This is a genomic window from Flavobacterium sp. 120, from assembly GCF_003633605.1.
Taxonomy (GTDB): Bacteria; Bacteroidota; Bacteroidia; order Flavobacteriales; family Flavobacteriaceae; genus Flavobacterium; species Flavobacterium algoritolerans.
In genome coordinates this window covers 1016401-1037422 of sequence record NZ_RBKZ01000001.1, presented here as the reverse complement: position 1 = coordinate 1037422, position 21022 = coordinate 1016401, and the positions used below count along the sequence as shown (strand labels likewise).

The following is a 21022-nucleotide window of genomic DNA, read 5'->3' as shown; positions in this document are numbered from 1 at the left end:
CTGAAGTTTCTACCAAGGAATCGGATTGTAATCTTTCAAAAACTTACCGCACCAATGCTTTCCGGTATTGATACCGTCAAACAATGGATCCATAACTCGTGCAGCTCCATCTACAATATCCAATGGTGGTTGAAAATCTTCTTCTTCCTGTTTTCTTTTGGCTAATTCTGCCGGATCTTCGTCGGTTACCCAACCAGTGTCTACCGCATTCATAAAAATACCATCTTTTGCCAAAGTTCCCGAAGAAGTATGTGTCAACATATTCAAAGCGGCTTTAGCCATATTAGTATGCGGATGGCGGTCTTCCTTGAAAAAGCGGTGAAACTTCCCTTCCATTGCCGACACATTGATGATGTGTTTTTTTCCGGTGTTGTCTTTCTTCATTACTTCCGAAAGGCGGTTGCACAATACAAATGGTGCTACAGAATTCACCAACTGTACTTCTATCATCTCCGTGGTTTCTATTTGTCCCAATCGCAAGCGCCAGCTGTTAGTTTTTCTCAAATCCACTTGTTGCAAATCGGCATCAAGTTCTCCTTCCGGAAAAACTTCGTTTGCCACCAATGCATTATCAAACGAATACGGAATCTGCGATAATTTGGCGGAAGCCCGCAACCCAATTCCAGGTTCTGGTCCGTGCCAAGTCACTGGCATATTCTGATTTGGGGAAGCTCCAGATGTCAACACTTTCAATTCATCCAAACAATTGGTATGATCCAGCAATAATTCTTGCGCTTGTTGTGGCAAAGACGTAATGGAACGCTTTTCGTTTTCCATTAAATGGGTATAGAATCCGGCGGGACGTCTCACGGTTTGTGCTGCATTATTAATCAAGATATCTAATCGTTCGTATTTCTGCTCTATAAAGTTGCAAAAAATCTCCACACTTGGAATGTGCCTCAAATCCAATCCGTGAATTTTCAACCGATGTCCCCAATCCATAAAATCGGCTTCCTTAGAAAAACGCAAAGCCGAGTCCACCGGAAAACGGGTCGTTGCAATAACTGTTGCTCCACCTCGTAAAAGCATCAACGTAATATGATACCCAATTTTTAAGCGAGAACCTGTAATGACGGCCACTTGTCCTTTCACATCTGCCGTTTGAAAACGTTTGGCATAATTAAAATCACCACAATCGGTACACATCGTATCATAAAAGTGATGCATTTTAGTAAATTCGGTTTTACAAACGTAACAATTTCGTGGAGTTTCCAGTTCTAATTGCTCTTTGTGGGCAAGATCATTGAAAGCCAATAATTTTGGCGCCACAAAAACACTCGCTTCACGCGCATGACGGATTCCGGTTTCTTTTCGGGCGGTACGGTCGCGTTTTTCCATTTTGCGTTTGGCAGCCACTTTTCCGTCTTTTTTTCTACGGGAAAGCTCATCACGATCGGGTCTGGAAAACATTCCAGCCGCTTTGATTAAAGCTGTACGTTGTTCTTTTGGAATATCAAATATTTGGTCGGTATCGGTATTCAATTGTGCCAAAATAGCGATGCATCGGTCAATTTCCTCTGAGCTTATGGCACTTTTATTTTCTATTTGTTCAATCATTATCGTAAAAAATAGGTATTATTCTTGGTGTAAATTCCAAGCGCGCAAAGATAGGCTTTTAAAGTCGTAAAGTTTCAAGGTCATAAAGTCCAAAGTCCAAGTGCGAAGATGAAGTCATTCTATCTTTTGACTTTCGACTATAATCTTACTATCTTCGCACCTACCTTCTAACAATCTCTATGTTTTTCCAAATAAAATCGTACTTACATTTCCTTTGGCACTCAAAAAATGAGCATGCTGTACATTCACCTTTTGTGTTTAATTTGTTGACGAAATGTTTTTATGATAAAAAATCAAAACCGGAATATGCTATTTTAAAAAAATACAGAAACTCGCTTTTAGCAAATAACAAGACCATTGAAGTCACTGATTTTGGTGCAGGTTCGAAAGTTTTTAAATCGAATACAAGAGTTATTTCCAAGATTGCTAAAACAGCGGGGATTTCTCCAAAACGAGCCGAATTATTATTTAGAATCACAAATTATTTACAGCCCGATACGATATTAGAAATTGGAACATCATTAGGATTAGCGACTTCGGCGCTTTCTTTAGGGTCCCGAAGCGTCGGGATGAAAGCAAAAATAATCACTTTAGAAGGTTGTCCCGAAACTGCAAAACAAGCTCAATTGCAATTTCAAAAATTCAATTTCAATACTATACGTTCCGAAATAACAGAGTTCAGTACTTATCTGCAAAACTGCACACTGAACACTGAACACTTTTCCTTAATTTACTTCGACGGCAATCACTCCAAGAAAGCAACACTGGACTATTTCGAAGTATTACTTCCTACGATAACAAACGAAACGGTTTGGATATTTGATGACATTCATTGGTCACCAGAAATGGAAGAGGCTTGGAAAATCATAAAAAACCATTCAAAAGTGACGGTGACTCTTGATACGTTTCAGTGGGGATTGGTCTTTTTTAGAAGAGAACAACCCAAAGAGCATTTTGTGATTCGTACCTAAAAAAAATGACAGCCATTACTGACTGTCATTTCTAACATTGAATTAATTATTCCTTATTCTTTAGCTTTTTTCATTTCACCTGATTTTGCTCCCATTCTGTTTACAGTATACATTGGTGCAAATTTCAATTTTAAACTAGCAATTTTTCTGTTATCATCACCTGAAAGTCCTTCTTTTTCAACAGTATTTTTTCTGCTGTCCAATGCTTCATACATCAATTTAATTTCATCCCAGTCTTCACGAGAATAAGCATCTTTATTTGTTTCAACAGTACTTACAAATTGTTGATAAACACCAAGAATATTGTCTTTGTTTACCCAAGTAAAGCTCATGTCATCCCCTATTTTTCCTTCACCAAACAAAGCATTTCTTAGTTGTTGTTTTGGGTTTGCAGCTACAGCAGCTTGAGCATTCTCTTGCATTTCTGCTTCATATTTAGCTTTTAATGCTTCATATTTAGCAGTTGCTGCATCAAGACGTTCTTGCGCTTCTGCGTTATCTTTCATATTTGCCAAGGCCGCTTGAGCATCTCCGCTTCTTAATTGATACGTAGCTTCAATTCCTTGCCAGTTTGCTTTAGCATCCTCTGAAGCAACATTTCCTAATGAATCAACATACATTACATACGTATCTACCGTTTTTTCTGCTTGTTCAGCTTTCTCATCTTTACATGAAGTAAATCCTAAAGCGATTACCGCTATTCCTAACACCATTTTTGTACTTTTCATAACTACTTGATTTGATTAATATTATTTATGTAAATTTAAGTAACATTATTCGATTCATAATTATAATCCAAAAATCTTATAAATATTACATATAATTATGAAATAAAGAGACATAAAGTGTGAATTATATAAACTAACCCTGAAATAGTATAAATAATTACGGCTGATTCTATGTATTAAAAATTGCCTTTTAAAAGAAATCGGCAAAAAACGCAATTGTTTGATTTTAAAAAAGTTAGTTCTTATTTAAAATTAAGGCGCAAAATGTAACAAATTTTAAAAAACAACTACTTATTAATAATTCAAAAGTCTTTTGTACTTTTAAAATCTAATTTAATAGCAGCCTACGCTCGATCGCAGGTCAAAATCATATATTCTAATGGCAAACCCGCTAATCAAAATAACCAATATCAAACGAGATTTTGTACTTGGAAATGAAATCGTTTATGTTCTTAAAGGCATTGATTTAGAAATAAATAAAGGCGAATATGTAGCATTAATGGGACCTTCTGGATCTGGAAAATCAACTTTAATGAATTTATTAGGTTGTTTAGACACACCAACTTCCGGGAGTTACATCCTGAACGGAAAAGACGTCAGCCAGATGAAAGATGATGAATTAGCCGAAATTCGAAATAAAGAAATAGGATTTGTTTTCCAGACTTTCAACCTTTTACCCAGAACCACAGCATTAGATAACGTGGCTCTACCCATGATTTATGCCGGATTTTCAAAATCAGAAAGAAAAGCAAGAGCTACCGAAGTTTTAGAACAAGTAAATCTTGCAGACAGAATGGACCACCAACCCAACCAACTTTCAGGTGGACAACGCCAGCGTGTCGCAATTGCCCGTGCTTTGGTCAACAAACCGTCCATCATTCTTGCCGATGAACCTACCGGAAATCTGGACAGTAAAACATCATTAGAAATCATGAAACTTTTTGGAGACATCCACGCCAATGGAAACACCGTAATTCTGGTAACGCACGAGGAAGAAATCGCCGCTTACGCCAATCGCGTAATTCGTTTGCGTGACGGACTTATAGAAAGCGATACTTCTAAATAGTTTTTTTTCAGGAGCTGCTTCCGGCTATCCGCTTGTATCTCTTTCTTGCCATTCTTCCTTCGTTTGAATGACAATAAAGAGGATATCGCTTTTATCCGGGCTAGAAAATCCAAATTACGATTGCGTTTAAAATTCCAAATAACACCCACAAAAAAATGAAAATCGCTATACTAACCTGCGAAAAACTTCCAGACCTAAATCCCGAAGATCAAAAAATAATTCCGGCATTAGCTAAACATAATATAGAAGCCAGCGCCGCTATTTGGAGCGACAAAAGCATCAATTGGACTGATTTTGATTATCTAATTTTTCGCAATACTTGGGATTATTTCGAGAAAGAAACCGAGTTTAAAATTTGGCTCGACCAAATAGAAAAACTGGGAATCAAAACACTAAATCCCATTGAAGTAATCAAGCAAAACATCCATAAGTTTTACTTGCGTGAAATGGAACAGCAGGGAATCACCATTTTGCCAACCGTTTTCATTGATAAAACAGATCATCTTAATCTTGCTGAATTGATACCTACACATTGGAAAAAAGCGGTTATAAAACCCGCATTTTCTGCTGGTTCCTATCTCACCGAAGTTTTTAACGTATCCGATATTCAGGAAATAAGCACGAAATATAAAAGTATTGCAGCGGAGAAAGAATTGCTTTTACAGGAATTCATGCCCGAAATTCAAACATTGGGCGAAACCTCTTTTATCTTTTTCAATAAAAAATTCTCACACGCGGTAAACAAAAAACCCGTGGATGGCGATTTTAGAGTCCAATCCCTTTTTGGAGGAAAATACAATTTGGTTCAACCCAGTCAGGAACTAATTGAAAAAGCGCAAAAAATTGCCAATACATTTCCAGAGAATTTACTGTATGCGCGAGTAGACGGAATCCTTATTGAGAACGAACTCTATTTAATGGAAATTGAATGCATTGAACCTGATTTATATTTCAATCTCAGTGAAAATTCACTGGAACGATTTGTTGCAGCAATAGTGGAATTAATACGCTAAATTTGTTTTTTAAATCAAATAAACGGTAGATGAAAGTATATACAAAGACTGGAGATAAAGGAACAACAGCACTTTTTGGCGGAACCAGAGTCCCAAAAGACCATGCCCGAATTGAAAGCTACGGAACTGTTGACGAATTGAATTCTCATATTGGTCTGATTCGCGATCAGGAAATGAATGCGCATTACAAAGAAATCCTTATCGAAATCCAAGATCGTCTATTTACTGTTGGTGCAATATTAGCAACACCACCGGAAAAAGAAGTGATGAAAAACGGCGAACTTCGTTTGAAAAATTTGGGGATTATAGAATCTGACATTGAATTATTGGAAAATGAAATTGACGCTATGGAAGAAGCATTGCCGCCAATGACTCATTTTGTACTTCCAGGCGGACATACTACTGTGTCATATTGTCATATTGCACGTTGTGTTTGTCGCAGAGCAGAGCGTTTATCCGTTCATTTAAGCCACAATGAACCCGTTCCTGAAATAGCAATCAAGTACTTAAACCGACTTTCTGACTACCTTTTTGTGTTGGCACGAAAGTTGTCTCATGATTTGAACGCTGCCGAAGTTCAATGGATTCCAAGGAAGTAGGATTTCAGATTGAAGATTAACGATTTTTGATTTCAGATGTATTTAAAAAATCAAAAATCGTTAATCTGAAATCAAAAATCAGCAATCAACAAAACGTTCTTAACTTTAACTAAAAATAAATGATTTTTTACTTGTCTTTTTCAGTAAAAAATTTATTTTTGCACAAAACTAAATCGACAACACATGTATTGGACATTAGAATTAGCATCTTATTTAAGCGATGCACCGTGGCCTGCTAACAAAGACGAACTTATTGACTACGCTATTAGAGCAGGAGCTCCATTAGAAGTAGTAGAAAACCTTCAATCTATAGAGGATGAAGGCGAGATATATGAATCAATGGAAGAAATTTGGCCAGATTATCCAACTGACGAAGATTATCTTTGGAATGAGGATGAATATTAAAAAGTAAACCAAGAAAAAGTCTCAAAAGAGGCTTTTTTTTTGTTTAAATTTACAGAATTACACAAACAGAAATAAAAACATATTATGAGTTTTATAAATAGTATTATTAAAGTCTTTGTTGGGGATAAATCCCAAAAAGATGTCAAAGCTTTACAACCGTATCTTACCAAAATTAAAGCTTTTGAAACTCCTCTGATGGCATTATCTAATGATGATCTTAGAGGACGCACAGCTTTTTTCAAAGATAGAATCAAACAGGCACGTGCTGAAAAAGATGCAAAAATTGCGGCGCTGAAACTAGAAGTGGAAAGCATTGAAGATATTGACAAAAGAGAAGATATTTATGTTGCTATTGACGCATTAGAAAAAGAAGCTTACGATATCTCCGAAAAAACGTTGATGGAAATTCTTCCGGAAGCATTTGCCGTTGTAAAAGAAACAGCAAGACGTTTCAAAGACAACACGCAAATAGTGGTAACCGCTACACCAAAAGATCGTGAACTTTCTGCTACTAAAACCTACATTACCTTAGATGGTGACAATGCAGTTTGGGCAAATTCATGGAGTGCTGCAGGAAAAGAAATTACTTGGGACATGATTCACTATGACGTACAATTAATTGGCGGAATGGTTTTACATGAAGGAAAAGTAGCTGAAATGCAAACAGGTGAAGGAAAAACATTGGTGGCAACTTTACCGCTTTACTTAAATGCTTTAACTGGAAACGGTGTGCATTTAGTAACTGTGAATGATTATTTGGCAAAAAGAGATAGTACTTGGAAAGCGCCATTATTCGAATTTCACGGTATGACTGTAGAATGTATTGACAATTACCAACCAAGTTCTGAAGGAAGAAAAAAAGCGTACGATGCTGATATCACTTACGGAACCAATAATGAGTTTGGTTTTGACTACTTAAGAGATAACATGGCGCATTCGCCAGAAGATTTAGTGCAACGAAAACACAATTACGCGATTGTCGATGAGGTCGATTCAGTTTTAATTGATGATGCCAGAACACCATTGATTATTTCAGGACCGGTTCCGCAAGGAGATCGTCATGAGTTTAATGAATTGAAACCAAAAATTGAAAACTTAGTTAGCATACAAAGACAATTGGCTAACGGTTTCTTATCTGAAGCAAAAAAATTAATTAAAGAGGGAAATACTAAAGAAGGTGGATTCCAATTGTTAAGAGCTTACAGAGCATTACCAAAAAACAAAGCATTAATTAAATTTTTGAGTGAAGAAGGAATTAAACAATTGCTTCAAAAAACCGAAAATCAATACATGCAGGATAACAAAAGAGAAATGCACAAGATTGATGAGGCATTGTATTTTGTTATTGAAGAAAAAAACAATCAGGTTGAATTGACCGATAACGGAATTAAATACCTTTCCGGAGATACTGATGCTGACTTTTTTGTACTTCCGGACATTGGAACTGAAATTGCCGCAATCGAAAAGAAAAAATTAGATAAAGACACTGAAGCCGAAGAAAAAGAACAATTGTTTCAAGATTTTGGAGTGAAAAGTGAGCGTATTCATACTTTGACACAACTTTTGAAAGCCTACGCTTTATTCGAAAAAGATGTAGAATATGTAATCATGGACAATAAAATCATGATTGTTGATGAGCAAACAGGTCGTATCATGGATGGTCGTCGTTATTCTGACGGATTGCACCAAGCGATTGAAGCCAAAGAAAATGTAAAAATCGAAGCTGCAACTCAAACATTTGCAACCGTTACGTTACAGAATTATTTCAGAATGTACAACAAACTGGGAGGAATGACTGGAACTGCTGTAACTGAAGCAGGTGAGTTATGGCAAATATATAAATTAGACGTTGTAGAAATTCCTACGAACAGAGGAATGGCCAGAAAAGACAAAGAAGATTTTATTTATAAAACCACTCGTGAAAAATTCAATGCCGTTATCGAAGACGTAACTGAATTATCTAATGCAGGAAGACCGGTTCTTATTGGTACAACTTCTGTAGAGATTTCAGAATTATTAAGCCGAATGTTGAAAATGAGAGGCGTTGCACACAATGTCTTGAATGCAAAAATGCACAAACAAGAAGCGCAAATTGTTGAAGAAGCTGGAAAACCTGGTGTAGTAACGATTGCAACCAACATGGCTGGTCGTGGTACCGATATTAAATTATCTGCCGAAGTTAAAGCTGCTGGTGGATTAGCGATTGTAGGAACAGAGCGTCATGATTCCCGTCGTGTTGACCGTCAGTTACGTGGTCGTGCAGGACGTCAAGGAGATCCGGGAAGTTCTCAGTTTTATGTTTCTCTTGAAGACAACCTAATGCGTTTGTTTGGTTCTGAAAGAGTGGCTAAAGTTATGGACAGAATGGGATTGCAGGAAGGTGAAGTGATTCAACATTCTATGATGACTAAATCTATCGAACGTGCTCAGAAAAAAGTAGAAGAAAACAACTTTGGTGTTCGTAAACGTTTATTGGAATATGATGATGTAATGAACGCACAACGTGAAGTGGTTTACAAACGTCGTCGTCATGCATTGTTTGGAGAGCGTTTGAAATTAGATATTGCAAACATGCTTTACGATACTTGTGAATTGATCGTTGACCAAAACAAAGCATCAAATAATTTCAAAAACTTTGAATTTGAATTAATTCGTTATTTCTCAATCACATCGCCAGTTACTGAAAGTGAATTCAGTAAATTGAGTGAAATGGAATTAACCGGTAAAATATACAAAGCAACATTAGAATATTATACCGAGAAAACAGAGAGAAGTGCCAGAGAAGCATTCCCAATCATAAAAAGTGTTTACGAAGATAAAAACAACCAATTTGAACGTATTGTAGTTCCTTTTACAGATGGAATTAAATCATTGAATGTGGTTACTGATTTGAAAAAAGCCTACGAAACTGAGGGAGCTCAACTTGTTGCTGATTTCGAAAAAAATATCACTTTATCTATTGTAGATGAAGCTTGGAAGAAACACTTACGTAAAATGGATGAGTTGAAACAATCGGTTCAACTTGCGGTTCACGAACAAAAAGATCCATTACTTATTTACAAACTGGAAGCATTCAATTTGTTTAGAGCAATGATTGACAATGTAAACAAGGAAGTGATTTCATTCTTGTTCAAAGGTGATTTACCGGCTCAAGAGAATCAACAAATTCAAGAAGCGAAAGAAGTTCGTCAACAAGAAGACTATAAATTAAGTAAAGACGAAATTCCAAATAGTGAAAGTGCCAATCGTGAAGCGGGAGAAACGCAACAACGACAAGTAACCGAAACTATCGTGAGAGATATGCCAAAAATCAATCGTAATGATAATGTTACGATTCAAAACGTGGCCAACGGACAAATACAAGAAATGAAATACAAAAAAGCCGAAAGCTTAATCGCTTCAGGACAATGGGTAATTGTTAACTAATAACCGTTTCAATCCTTAAAATTAAATTCCCCAATTACGAAAGTAGTTGGGGATTTTTTTTGGAGCTATTCCCGCCATACGTTTCAATCTTGTGGGGCAAAACGAAAGTCCCACAAGGATTTCCACTACTGTCGGGGCTAGGAATTTTGTGATAAATAACTCTGTTTACGGTTTCCCGTAATGATCCTGTAATCAAAGAATACATCTTTGAAGATTAATTTAATACTGATCCTTATTTATAAGATTTTTCAGCGATTAATTTATATATTTGAAAATAAATAAAGTCTGAGGTTTAATAGAGTTATGAACCCCATTTTGATGTGATTAGTTTGAAATCGTCAGACCTATAGGCAAGTTAGCAGCAATTCTTGAGCACATTTAGTTAAATACCAATATTTTTGTTAATATTGAATTCTCAAAAAATAAAAAATGGACACATCTCTAAAAGTTATAAAAACTAAACTTCAAAATATTCTTCCACGATTAGTTTGGGACAGTCAGTCTCATACTGCCACTGGTAATCAATTATATGTAATTAATAATTTAAATGAATTACGTTCAATAATTAATGAACTTAAATCCTTAAATCTTTTTAATGATATAACTTCAACCCTATTTAACTCAGCAATTTTCACAACTGCCAATGACAATTTAAGAATTCAGCCTGCTGAAAATTTAACAATAACAAGTTCATTAAACCTTTTGAAGAGTCTTATAGAAAACTTTTTGAATGTACTAATCAGTACAGTTCCGGAAGAAAGTGCAGATTCGATAAATATAAAGTTACCACCTGTAAATGATTTTGACGAACTCTCGAAGGTTTCAAGAGAAATTCATGTCGCTTTAACCCAAATAATATTGAACGACGATGTGAATGGTCAAACGAAAATTGTGAGCGTCGAAAATGGCTCAATTTGGTTGAATGTACTTGTTGGGACAACAGCGGTAGGCGTTATTGCTAGCTTAGTTTGGTCAGCCGCAGTTATTTACAAAAAGATTTTAGAAGGCAAATTACTTGAAGAACAGATCAGAGGTCTCAAAGTAAAAAATGAAAGTTTGGAAGATATATTGAAGGCTCAAAAGGCTAGTACATCTGTAATGATAGAAGCCGAAGCGGAACATATAAGTTCAGAACATTTTAAAGAAAACGCTCCTGAAAATATTGAAAAACTTAAAAATTCAATTTCAATTTTTGCAGAACTTATAGCAAAAGGAGCTGAAATTCATCCAGCATTGGTTGCTCCGGAAAATGTATCAAATCTATTTCCAAATCCTACCAAAATGATAGGTCTAGAATCTAAAATAAAAAGACTTGCTAGTCCTAGTGAAAATTAAAAAACTGCTGCTAACAGCTAGAATTCCTCGCAATGACTCAGCAAACCGTTACAATCTAATTTAAGAGTTTGTTTACACTATCTTGGATTCTCTTCAAAATACCGTTCTTCTATTCTCTTAATGTCTTTTATGGAGTTTTTGGCCCAAGCCAAACGCTTTTCTAAAATTTCATTTTCGGATAAATGCCAATCAATGTTTGAATTGCGCAATCGATTCGTCAGGTTTTGAATGATGATGGCCGCCGAAACCGATATATTCAAACTTTCGGTAAAACCTACCATTGGGATTTTTAGAAAACCGTCGGCGCGTTGTAAAATTTCCTCTGATAATCCGTCTCTTTCTGTTCCAAAAAATAAAGCACTCGGTTTAGAAATATCAAAATCTTCCATCAAACAATCATTCTCATGTGGCGTCGTGGCAATGATTTGGTAGCCTTTACTTTTTAATGTATCCACACAATTAGAAATACTGTCGAAGGTATTGATATCAACCCATTTTTGTGCACCCATCGCAATTTCCTTATCGATACTTTTTCCATAACGCTGCTCGATAACATTCAATTCCTGAATTCCAAAAATCTCACAACTGCGCATCACTGCGCTTGTATTGTGCATTTGAAAAATATCCTCAACAGCAATCGTAAAATGCTTGGTTCTGTTTTCCAATACTTTCAGAAATTTTTCTTTGCGGTTATCCGTTAAGATATTTTCAAGAAAATTAAGGTAATCGATATCAATCATTGTGGGTTATTTTTTTGGCAAAAATACTAAAAAAGAGTAGTTTTATTTTTTAATAAAAGCTAAAATAAAAATAGAACACAGATGAAACAGATTTAACGGATTTTCACAAATTACTTTAAATAAATTTTAAAAAATCCGTTAAATCTGTTTCATCTGTGTTCCTTAATATTTAAAAATAATGAAAAAGAAATTAGTGGTTTTGACTGGTGCCGGAATCAGTGCCGAAAGTGGTATAAAAACTTTCCGTGACAGTGACGGACTTTGGGAAGGCCATAACGTTATGGATGTCGCAACTCCCGAAGGCTGGCATAAAAATCCGGCTTTGGTGCTGGATTTTTACAATCAAAGACGAAAACAACTCAAAGAAGTACAACCCAATTTGGGTCATCAAATTCTGGCTGAATTAGAAAATGAGTTTGATGTATATATCATTACCCAAAATGTAGATGATTTACACGAACGCGCCGGAAGTACTAATGTGTTGCATTTGCACGGCGAATTATTAAAAGTGAGAAGTACCAAAAATCCAAATTACATTCTGGATTGGCAGGAAGATTTGAATTTTGGCGATTTAGACAATAACAAAAATCAATTGCGCCCGCATATAGTTTGGTTTGGTGAAGAAGTTCCTGCACTTGATGAAGCAATAAAATTAACTCAAAGTGCGGATTATTTTGCCGTTATTGGGACTTCATTGCAAGTGTATCCTGCGGCAGGATTAATCGATTTTACGAGTCGGGAAACGCCTATTTTTTATATTGATCCAAAACCTATAAAAATCCCAAATCTTCGAAATCCGTTGGATGTGATTCCGGAAGTGGCTTCTGAAGGAATGAAAATACTAAAAAAGAAGCTTACAGCGTTTATTTAAAAACCATTCGTTTTCTAATTTGTCTCGAAAGGTTTATATTTGTGCCTTTCGAACAAACAACAAAACAATGACTACTTTAAACGAATTGAATGCTATATCGCCAATCGACGGAAGATATAGAAACAAGACTATTTCTCTGGCTCCATTTTTCTCTGAAGAAGCCTTAATCAAATACCGCGTATTGGTTGAAATTGAATATTTCATTGCTTTGTGCGAAGTGCCTTTGCCACAATTAAAAAACGTAAACCCGAGTTTATTCGAGAGTTTACGTAACATCTATAAAAACTTCTCTACTGAAGATGCACTTTGGATAAAAGAAACAGAAAAAGTAACCAACCACGATGTAAAAGCGGTGGAATACTTTATCAAAGATGCTTTTGAGAAATTAGGTTTGTCAGAATATAAAGAGTTCATTCATTTTGGATTGACTTCCCAAGATATTAATAATACGGCGATTCCGCTATCTACAAAAGAAGCTTTCGAGAAAGTATACATGCCTTCTTTGATTACTTTAACTTCAAAATTGAAAGATTTAAGTATCGAATGGAAGGACGTTCCAATGCTTGCCCGTACACATGGACAACCGGCTTCTCCAACTCGTTTGGGTAAAGAAATTGGTGTTTTTGTAGAACGTTTAGAAGAGCAAATGCGTTTGTTGTTTAATGTTCCTTTTGCGGCTAAATTTGGTGGTGCAACAGGAAATTATAACGCACATCACGTAGCGTATCCTCAAATTGACTGGAGAAAATTCGGCGGAAAATTTGTAGAGGAAAACCTTGGTTTACACCACTCCTTCCCTACTACACAAATTGAACATTACGATCATTTCGCAGCCTTTTTTGATGCGTTGAAAAGAATAAATACCATCATCATTGATTTAGACCGAGATATCTGGACGTATGTTTCGATGGAATATTTCAAACAAAAAATCAAAGCGGGAGAAATTGGTTCTTCGGCAATGCCACACAAAGTAAACCCAATTGATTTTGAAAATTCAGAAGGAAACTTAGGTATTGCCAATGCTATTTTCGAACATTTATCTGCTAAATTACCATTGTCAAGATTACAACGTGATTTGACAGATAGTACGGTTTTGAGAAATATTGGTGTACCAATGGGACATACTTTAATCGCTTTTGAAGCTACTTTGAAAGGATTAAACAAATTGTTATTGAACGAACCAAAATTTCACGAAGATTTAGAGAAAAACTGGGCTGTAGTTGCGGAAGCAATTCAAACTATTTTACGTCGTGAAGGATATCCAAATCCGTATGAAGCGTTGAAAGGATTGACCAGAACCAATGAAGCGATTGATAAAAATGCAATTCACGGTTTTATTGCAACCTTAGAAGTTTCGGATGAAATTAAGGCTGAATTGATGCAAATCACACCAAGTAATTTCTTAGGAATATAAATTTTAAAGGATTATTCCATTTTATAGAATCCCGTTGAAAAGAAATAAGAATTCTTTTCAACGGGATTTTTATTGCTAAAAAAATCATAAAAAGCCGTATTCAGCTGCAATTATACTTCAAAAATTAAAGTTTTTTTATATCTTACCAATATACACAAAAACCTTAAAAATCAGTAAACGCCTATGAATACCGCAGAAACAGTAGCAAATGTATCACACCACTTACAACCTCTAATTAGTGATTTAGGATTAATCCTGATGACAGCTGCAGTGGCAGTTTTGTTATTTAAAAAAATAAAACAACCGCTGGTTCTGGGGTATTTAATTGCAGGATTTTTGGCAGGAAATCATTTTGATTTTTTCCCTTCCGTAAAAGATATTAAAAGTGTAGAAGTTTGGGCAGAGATTGGGGTAATCTTTTTATTATTTAGTTTGGGACTGGAATTCAGTTTTAAGAAACTGATGAAAGTGGGTGGGACCGCATCGATTACTGCTGTAACACAGATCATTGCGATGGTTTCCATCGGATATTTAGTGGGCCAATGGATTGGTTGGAAACCTATGGACAGTATCTTTTTAGGAGTTATACTTTCGATTTCATCCACTACCATTATCTTAAAAACATTTGATGAATTGGGCGTAAAAACCCAGAAATTTGCGGGAATCGTTATTGGTTCACTTATCGTTCAAGATATAGTTGCCATTTTGATGATGGTATTGCTTTCTACAATTGCAGTAAGTCAACAATTTTCAGGAAGTGAATTGTTATTATCCGTTCTTAAACTAATCTTTTTCTTGACCATTTGGTTTGTTGGCGGTATCTTTTTTATTCCGACTTTACTTAAAAAAGCCAAAAATATATTAACGGACGAAATGCTGTTAATTATCTCACTTGCATTGTGTTTAATGATGGTCATTCTGGCTGCCAATGTTGGTTTTTCTCCAGCATTAGGCGCTTTTATTATGGGTTCCATCATTGCCGAAACAACTCAGGCCGAACACATTGAGCATTTGGTTAAACCTGTTAAAGACCTTTTTGGTGCCGTTTTCTTTGTATCGGTTGGTATGTTAATTAATCCGGGGACCTTGTATGAATATGCATTACCTGTCGCAATTTTGACATTCGTAGTGATTATAGGACAATCGGTAAGTTCAACAATTGGTGCGTTACTTTCGGGACAACCATTGAAACAATCCGTGCAAACCGGAATGAGTTTATCTCAAATTGGGGAATTTTCTTTTATTATTGCAACATTAGGAATGACACTCAATGTAACCAGTAATTTTCTATATCCAATTGTAGTGGCAGTGTCAGCAGTGACCACTTTTACGACTCCATTTATGGTGAAATTTGCCACTCCTTTTTCAGAATATCTGGAAAAAAAACTACCTAGAAAATGGATTAAAAAAATTGAACGCTACAGTGCCAATGCGCAATCCATAAAATTAGTAAGCAACTGGCAAATCGTTGTTCGCGCATTTCTGACACAGGTAATTATACATTCCGTAATTATAGTAGCCGTCATTTTACTTTCATCAAAATTCATTTTACCTTTAGTTCAAGGATCACAATTTGGAAACATATTCGCCGCATTAATTACATTAGTGATGCTATCCCCTTTCTTATGGGCACTTTCTTTGCGTCGCATTGCAGTTAAACAAGTGGCAATATTAAGAGAAGAACGCAAATATCGAGGGCCAATACTAATGATGATTTTACTGCGAATGATATTGACACTCATTTATATTGGATTTTTATTGAATATCTTTTTCTCTCCTGTAATCGCTTTTTTAGTCCTTATTGCAGCTGTAGTAGTCTATTTTGTTTTTCCAAAAAAATTAAATGCACAGTACCACAAAATTGAAAATCACTTTTTGCAAAATTTAAACGCCCGAGAAATTAAAAAAGCGGTAAGAAGTCGTAGTGATTTGACACCTTGGGACGGACACATGACGACTTTTGAAATTGCTCCAACCTCAAATATTGCTGGAAAAACATTAGAAGAATTAAGTATTCGCGAGCAATTAGGAATTAATATCGCATTTGTTAAGCGAGGAGAAATCACGATTAATATTCCTAGTAGAAACGAAAGACTTTTTCCCGGCGATGAAATTTGTGTCATTGGAACTGATACCCAAGTGGCAGCATTTAAAAAATATTTGGACCAAAATGAGATTGATGTTTCACCATTGGAAACTGAATCTGATATTGTATTACAACAGTTAGAGCTCATCAACGAAGCTTTTATTGGAAAAAGCATCCGTGATTCTGAATTACGTGAAAAAACTCGCGGCTTGATTGTTGGCTTGGAAAGAGGAGGAAAAAGAATACTCAACCCAGAATCAAAATTGATTTTAGAAAAAAATGATATTCTTTGGATTGTGGGCAGCAAAAAATTATTAGCTAATCTTTCCAAAAATTAAATAAGAACATTTTTTTACAATCTATTTTGGTTGAATTAATGCAATCCTGAATTATAGATTCTAAATACATCCCGTCTGAACGAAACTTTAGATTTTGTTTAGACGGGATTTTTTGTTTATCGTTAAAAAATAATATTTGAACCATAGTAAATTATTAAGATTAAGCAATATTTTATACCTTAGAGCAGTTTTATTTTCATAAAAACAGTGTAAATCAACAGAATAATTCTTTTAAATAGTTAAAATAAATTTATGCCAAAAAATAAAATCTTAATCCTATTTTCACATCCGCTATTCGAGAAATCTCATGCGAATAAAGCTTTGGTGGAAAACATTCCCGATTCAGAAAACATTACTTTTCATGATTTATATGAACATTATCCTGATTTTGATATTGATGTAAAATTCGAGCAAGATTTATTAAGTCAGCATGATATTATCATTTGGCACCATCCCATGTATTGGTATAGTTGTCCGCCATTAATGAAACAATGGATTGATATGGTACTGGAACATAACTGGGCTTATGGAAAAAAGGGAAAAGCATTACAGGATAAAATTATTTTTCAGGTGATTACTACTGGTGGCGACAAGGAAAATTATTGCGAAACGGGTAGTGATCGTTATAGTATTCTTGAATTATTGGAACCTTTTAACCAAACTGCAAAAGTGTGTAATATGATTTACTTACCTCCTTTTGTAGTGCACGGAACACATAATATGACCGATGAAGATTATGAAAAAAATGGTTTGATTTATGGCTATTTTCTGGACTATTTAGAGAATCATGATATAGATACGGATGAAATTTTGCAACACCATTACTTGAATGAATGGTTTGCAACAATACTGACATAATATGGATACTAATTTTTTGCTTCAGGCAATCATTTATTTAACTGCTGCCGTAATTTGCGTACCAATTGCTAAAAAATTAGGCTTGAGTTCTATTTTAGGCTATTTATTGGCGGGAATAATCATTGGTCCTTTTGTACTTGGTTTTATTGGTCAGGAAGGTCAGGATATAATGCATTTTGCAGAATTTGGTGTGGTAATGATGCTTTTTTTAATTGGTCTTGAATTAGAACCAAGCAAGTTTTGGAAAATGCGGAAATTCATTCTTGGAATGGGCTCCATGCAATTAATTGGAACGACAATAATCCTATTTCTAGGATGTCTTTTTTTTATGGACTGGAGATGGGAAACTACATTAGCGATTTCACTGGCGCTGGCTTTATCTTCTACTGCTATTGTATTGCAAACCTTAAAAGAAAAAGGGTTGTCAAATACTTCAGTAGGACGTTCCTCATTTGCAGTTTTACTTTTTCAAGATATTGCCGTAATCCCAATTTTAGCCTTTTTACCTCTTTTGTCAACCGTAAATCTTGAGGCTACAAATGATGCGCCACAATCATTAATTACAGGTTATGCGAGCTGGTTGCAAACGGTAATCGTAATCGGAATTATTTCGACAATTTATTTTGCAGGCCGCTTTTTGTTTGTTCCGTTATTGCATATAATCGCAAAAACCAGATTACAGGAATTGTTTACTGCTTCTGCATTACTGCTCGTAGTTGGGGTTTCGTATATGATGCAATTAATTGGATTAAGTCCTGCGTTAGGTGCTTTTATGGCTGGTGTCGTATTAGCCAACTCTGAATTTCGCCATGAATTAGAAGGCGATATTGCACCATTTAAAGGATTGCTTTTGGGATTGTTTTTTCTGGGCGTAGGTGCCTCAATAAACTTTCAATTAATTATTGACAATCCATTATTTATTTTTGCTTTTGGAGCGATTCTAACATTAGTGAAATTCATCGTTCTATTTTTTACCAGTCGGTATTATAAAAAGAAACTAGACCAAAATTTACTGTTTGCATTTGGTTTGAGTCAGGCTGGAGAATTTGGTTTTGTAATCATGAGTTTCTGCATGCAATTGAATATTATACCCAATATTTTAGCCAATCAAATTATGGCAGTCATAGCCATGAGTATGGTTGCAACTCCTTTTCTGTTACTAATAAATGAGCGAATAATATATCCAAACACCCGAATTCAGGAAAAAGAAATAAAAAAAGACAATGATTATATTGACGAGGATAACCCTGTTATTATAGCTGGTTTTGGGCATTTTGGAAGCACAGTCGGTCGATTATTGAGAGCTAATCAAATAAAATCAACTATTCTTGATTATGATTCAGACCGAATCGATTTATTACGAAAAATGGGTTTTAAAGTCTATTATGGAGATGCAACCCGGCTAGAACTATTGAAAGCTGCCGGTTGTGAAAATGCTAAAGTTTTCATTGCCGCCATTGATAATCCAACCGTAAATCTTCAAGTCATTGAAACCTTAAAGAAGCACTTTCCAAATTTAAAAATTTTAACACGTGCCCGAAACCGAAATGATGCCTATGAATTAATCGATCATAAAGTGGAACATATTTACAGAGAAACTTTATACAGTGCTGTGAATATGGGTGTTGATGCATTAGTAGAATTAGGACTTCGAAAATATACGGCAACCAGACAAGGGCAACAGTTTATAAAATACGATGAAATTACCACACGTAAACTTGCCGAAAAACGCCACGATAAAATGGCGTACCTGATTACTATTAAGGAAGAAATTGAATTACAGGAACAGTTATTAAAGAGTGATATTTATTCCCAAGTTGCAGCAACCAATCACAGTTGGGACAGCCAACATTTAAAGAACAATCTGGCTGACTTGTCTGACTCCTCTGAATTGCAGGACTAAAGTTTAAAGCAATAAAAAAGCATAATTAAAACCCTCTAAAACGGAATTAATTATGCTTTTTTTTATGATTTTAAAACTATAAATTATCTAGAATAATTAGGAGCTTCTTTTGTAATAGTTACATTATGAGGATGACTTTCGTTGATTCCGCTTGCGGTAATACGAACAAAACGACCTGTATCTTGTAAAGTAGGAATATCTTTTGAGCCACAATATCCCATTCCGGCACGAAGACCACCAATGAATTGTTGCATGCTTTCGTTCAATTCTCCTTTATAAGGCACACGTCCTACAATTCCTTCCGGTACTAATTTCTTAACATCATCTTCCACATCTTGGAAATAACGGTCTTTTGAACCTTCTTGCATCGCTTCAACAGAACCCATTCCACGGTATGACTTGAATTTTCTTCCTTCGAAAATAATAGTTTCACCAGGAGATTCCATAGTACCAGCCAGTAATGAACCTAACATCACACAATCAGCACCTGCAGCAATCGCTTTAGGAATATCACCTGTGTAACGAATTCCACCATCAGCAATTACTGGAACGCCAGTACCTTTAATCGCTGCAGCAACTTCAAGTACTGCAGAAAATTGAGGAAAACCAACACCCGCAACAATACGAGTTGTACAGATAGAACCAGGTCCAATCCCTACTTTTACTCCATCTGCGCCATTTTCAACTAAATATTTAGCTGCTTCTGCAGTGGCAATGTTACCAACAATAACGTCTAAGTCAGGAAATTTAGCTTTCACTAATTTCAGTACATCTACCACTCCTTTTGTATGACCGTGAGCGGTATCGATTATAACTGCATCTACTCCGGCATTAACCAAAGCTGTAGCTCTTTCAACAGCATCTGCAGTAACACCTAATGCAGCAGCAACACGTAAACGTCCGTATTTGTCTTTGTTTGCATTTGGTTTTTGAGTCAATTTAGTGATGTCTCTGAACGTAATCAAACCCACTAATTTATAATCAGCATTTACTACTGGAAGTTTTTCAATTTTATGACCTTGCAAAACTACTTCTGCTTGTTCCAGAGAAGTACCTTCGGCAACAGTTACTAAGTTTTCACTGGTCATTACCTCAACAATAGGTCTTGAACTATTTTTTTCGAAACGCAAATCTCTATTGGTAACGATTCCTTTTAATATTTGGTTTTCGTCTACAATTGGAATACCTCCAATACCAAATTCTTTCATTGCACTTTTAGCATCTGCAACAGTAGAAGTCAGTGGCAAAGTAACCGGATCGATAATCATTCCAGACTCCGCACGTTTTACTTTTCTAACTTTCGCAGCTTGTTGCTCGATAGTCATATTTTTATGCAAAACACCAATTCCGCCTTCTTGCGCCATAGCAATTGCCATTGCACTTTCGGTAACTGTATCCATAGCAGCAGATACAATAGGAACATTAAGTGTAATATTTCTTGAAAATTTTGATTGAATACTCACTTCGCGAGGAAGCACATTTGAGTAGTTGGGAACTAATAGAACATCATCGTAAGTTAATCCTTCACCGATAATCTTAGAGTTGTGTGCGATCATTGCAATTGTAGTTGGAGTTTAATTGCGTGCAAATATAGACAATCTTATGCAAAAAAACGAGTAAATTTTATAATAAATGATTAAATTGCATTACAGAGTTTTCTCTAATCCAACTTCTTCCGTTTTTATAATCTGTGAAATTTGATTCATTTATTT

General features: G+C 35.5%; 16 protein-coding genes. 12 read left to right on the top strand and 4 right to left on the bottom strand.

Features of this window, described 5'->3' with window-relative positions; translation table 11 throughout:
• Positions 1–9: 9 nt before the first annotated feature.
• On the bottom strand, positions 10–1557 hold the full coding sequence (locus tag C8C87_RS04475; RefSeq protein ID WP_121341492.1) for an SDR family NAD(P)-dependent oxidoreductase: 1548 nt from the start codon (positions 1555–1557) through the stop codon (positions 10–12).
• 179 nt (positions 1558–1736) lie between these two features.
• Between C8C87_RS04475 and C8C87_RS04470 the strand changes: the two genes are divergently transcribed.
• On the top strand, positions 1737–2528 hold the full coding sequence (locus C8C87_RS04470; protein WP_121341490.1) for an O-methyltransferase: 792 nt from the start codon (positions 1737–1739) through the stop codon (positions 2526–2528).
• 53 nt (positions 2529–2581) lie between these two features.
• On the opposite strand, the gene C8C87_RS04465 is transcribed toward C8C87_RS04470, so the two are convergent.
• Positions 2582–3256 (bottom strand): hypothetical protein, encoded by a 675-nt coding sequence (locus C8C87_RS04465; RefSeq protein WP_099715951.1) that lies wholly within the window; start codon positions 3254–3256, stop codon positions 2582–2584.
• Positions 3257–3635: 379 nt separating this feature from the next.
• On the opposite strand from C8C87_RS04465, the gene C8C87_RS04460 reads away from it, so the two are divergent.
• The 6 genes from C8C87_RS04460 (at position 3636) to C8C87_RS04435 (ending at position 11100) form a co-directional block, all read left to right on the top strand.
• On the top strand, positions 3636–4322 hold the full coding sequence (locus tag C8C87_RS04460) for an ABC transporter ATP-binding protein (RefSeq protein WP_099715952.1): 687 nt from the start codon (positions 3636–3638) through the stop codon (positions 4320–4322).
• 155 nt (positions 4323–4477) lie between these two features.
• The gene (locus tag C8C87_RS04455; protein ID WP_121341487.1) at positions 4478–5335 is read left to right on the top strand and encodes a RimK family alpha-L-glutamate ligase; all 858 of its coding nucleotides are present in this window, start codon (positions 4478–4480) and stop codon (positions 5333–5335) included.
• 29 nt (positions 5336–5364) lie between these two features.
• Positions 5365–5934 (top strand): cob(I)yrinic acid a,c-diamide adenosyltransferase, encoded by a 570-nt coding sequence (locus C8C87_RS04450; RefSeq protein WP_121341485.1) that lies wholly within the window; start codon positions 5365–5367, stop codon positions 5932–5934.
• Between the two features lie 183 nt (positions 5935–6117).
• Positions 6118–6339, top strand: coding sequence for a DUF2795 domain-containing protein (locus tag C8C87_RS04445; RefSeq protein ID WP_007138072.1), 222 nt, complete (start codon positions 6118–6120; stop codon positions 6337–6339).
• Positions 6340–6423: 84 nt separating this feature from the next.
• Positions 6424–9765 carry a preprotein translocase subunit SecA gene (gene secA, locus C8C87_RS04440; RefSeq protein ID WP_099715955.1) on the top strand — a complete coding sequence of 1114 codons (3342 nt, stop codon included), beginning with the start codon at positions 6424–6426 and terminating at the stop codon, positions 9763–9765.
• Positions 9766–10194: 429 nt separating this feature from the next.
• Positions 10195–11100, top strand: a complete 906-nt coding sequence (locus C8C87_RS04435) for a hypothetical protein (RefSeq protein ID WP_121341483.1) — start codon at positions 10195–10197, stop codon at positions 11098–11100.
• A 77-nt stretch (positions 11101–11177) separates the two neighbouring features.
• Here C8C87_RS04435 and C8C87_RS04430 read toward each other — a convergent pair whose 3' ends face one another.
• Complete coding sequence (locus C8C87_RS04430) at positions 11178–11840, bottom strand: RNA methyltransferase (RefSeq protein WP_121341480.1); 663 nt, start codon at positions 11838–11840, stop codon at positions 11178–11180.
• 178 nt (positions 11841–12018) lie between these two features.
• Here C8C87_RS04430 and C8C87_RS04425 point away from each other — a divergent pair, with 178 nt between their 5' ends.
• The 5 genes from C8C87_RS04425 (at position 12019) to C8C87_RS04405 (ending at position 19310) form a co-directional block, all read left to right on the top strand.
• Positions 12019–12711, top strand: a complete 693-nt coding sequence (locus C8C87_RS04425) for an NAD-dependent deacylase (protein WP_121341477.1) — start codon at positions 12019–12021, stop codon at positions 12709–12711.
• 67 nt (positions 12712–12778) lie between these two features.
• Positions 12779–14125 (top strand): adenylosuccinate lyase, encoded by a 1347-nt coding sequence (purB, locus tag C8C87_RS04420; RefSeq protein WP_121341474.1) that lies wholly within the window; start codon positions 12779–12781, stop codon positions 14123–14125.
• A gap of 183 nt (positions 14126–14308) precedes the next feature.
• The gene (locus tag C8C87_RS04415) at positions 14309–16549 is read left to right on the top strand and encodes a cation:proton antiporter (protein ID WP_121341471.1); all 2241 of its coding nucleotides are present in this window, start codon (positions 14309–14311) and stop codon (positions 16547–16549) included.
• A gap of 252 nt (positions 16550–16801) precedes the next feature.
• Positions 16802–17407, top strand: coding sequence for an NAD(P)H-dependent oxidoreductase (locus tag C8C87_RS04410; protein ID WP_099715963.1), 606 nt, complete (start codon positions 16802–16804; stop codon positions 17405–17407).
• 1 nt (position 17408) lies between these two features.
• The gene (locus C8C87_RS04405; protein WP_121341468.1) at positions 17409–19310 is read left to right on the top strand and encodes a monovalent cation:proton antiporter-2 (CPA2) family protein; all 1902 of its coding nucleotides are present in this window, start codon (positions 17409–17411) and stop codon (positions 19308–19310) included.
• An 83-nt stretch (positions 19311–19393) separates the two neighbouring features.
• Here the strand turns inward: C8C87_RS04405 and guaB are convergent, their stop codons facing one another.
• Positions 19394–20866 (bottom strand): IMP dehydrogenase, encoded by a 1473-nt coding sequence (gene guaB / locus C8C87_RS04400; protein WP_099715965.1) that lies wholly within the window; start codon positions 20864–20866, stop codon positions 19394–19396.
• Positions 20867–21022 lie beyond the last annotated feature (156 nt).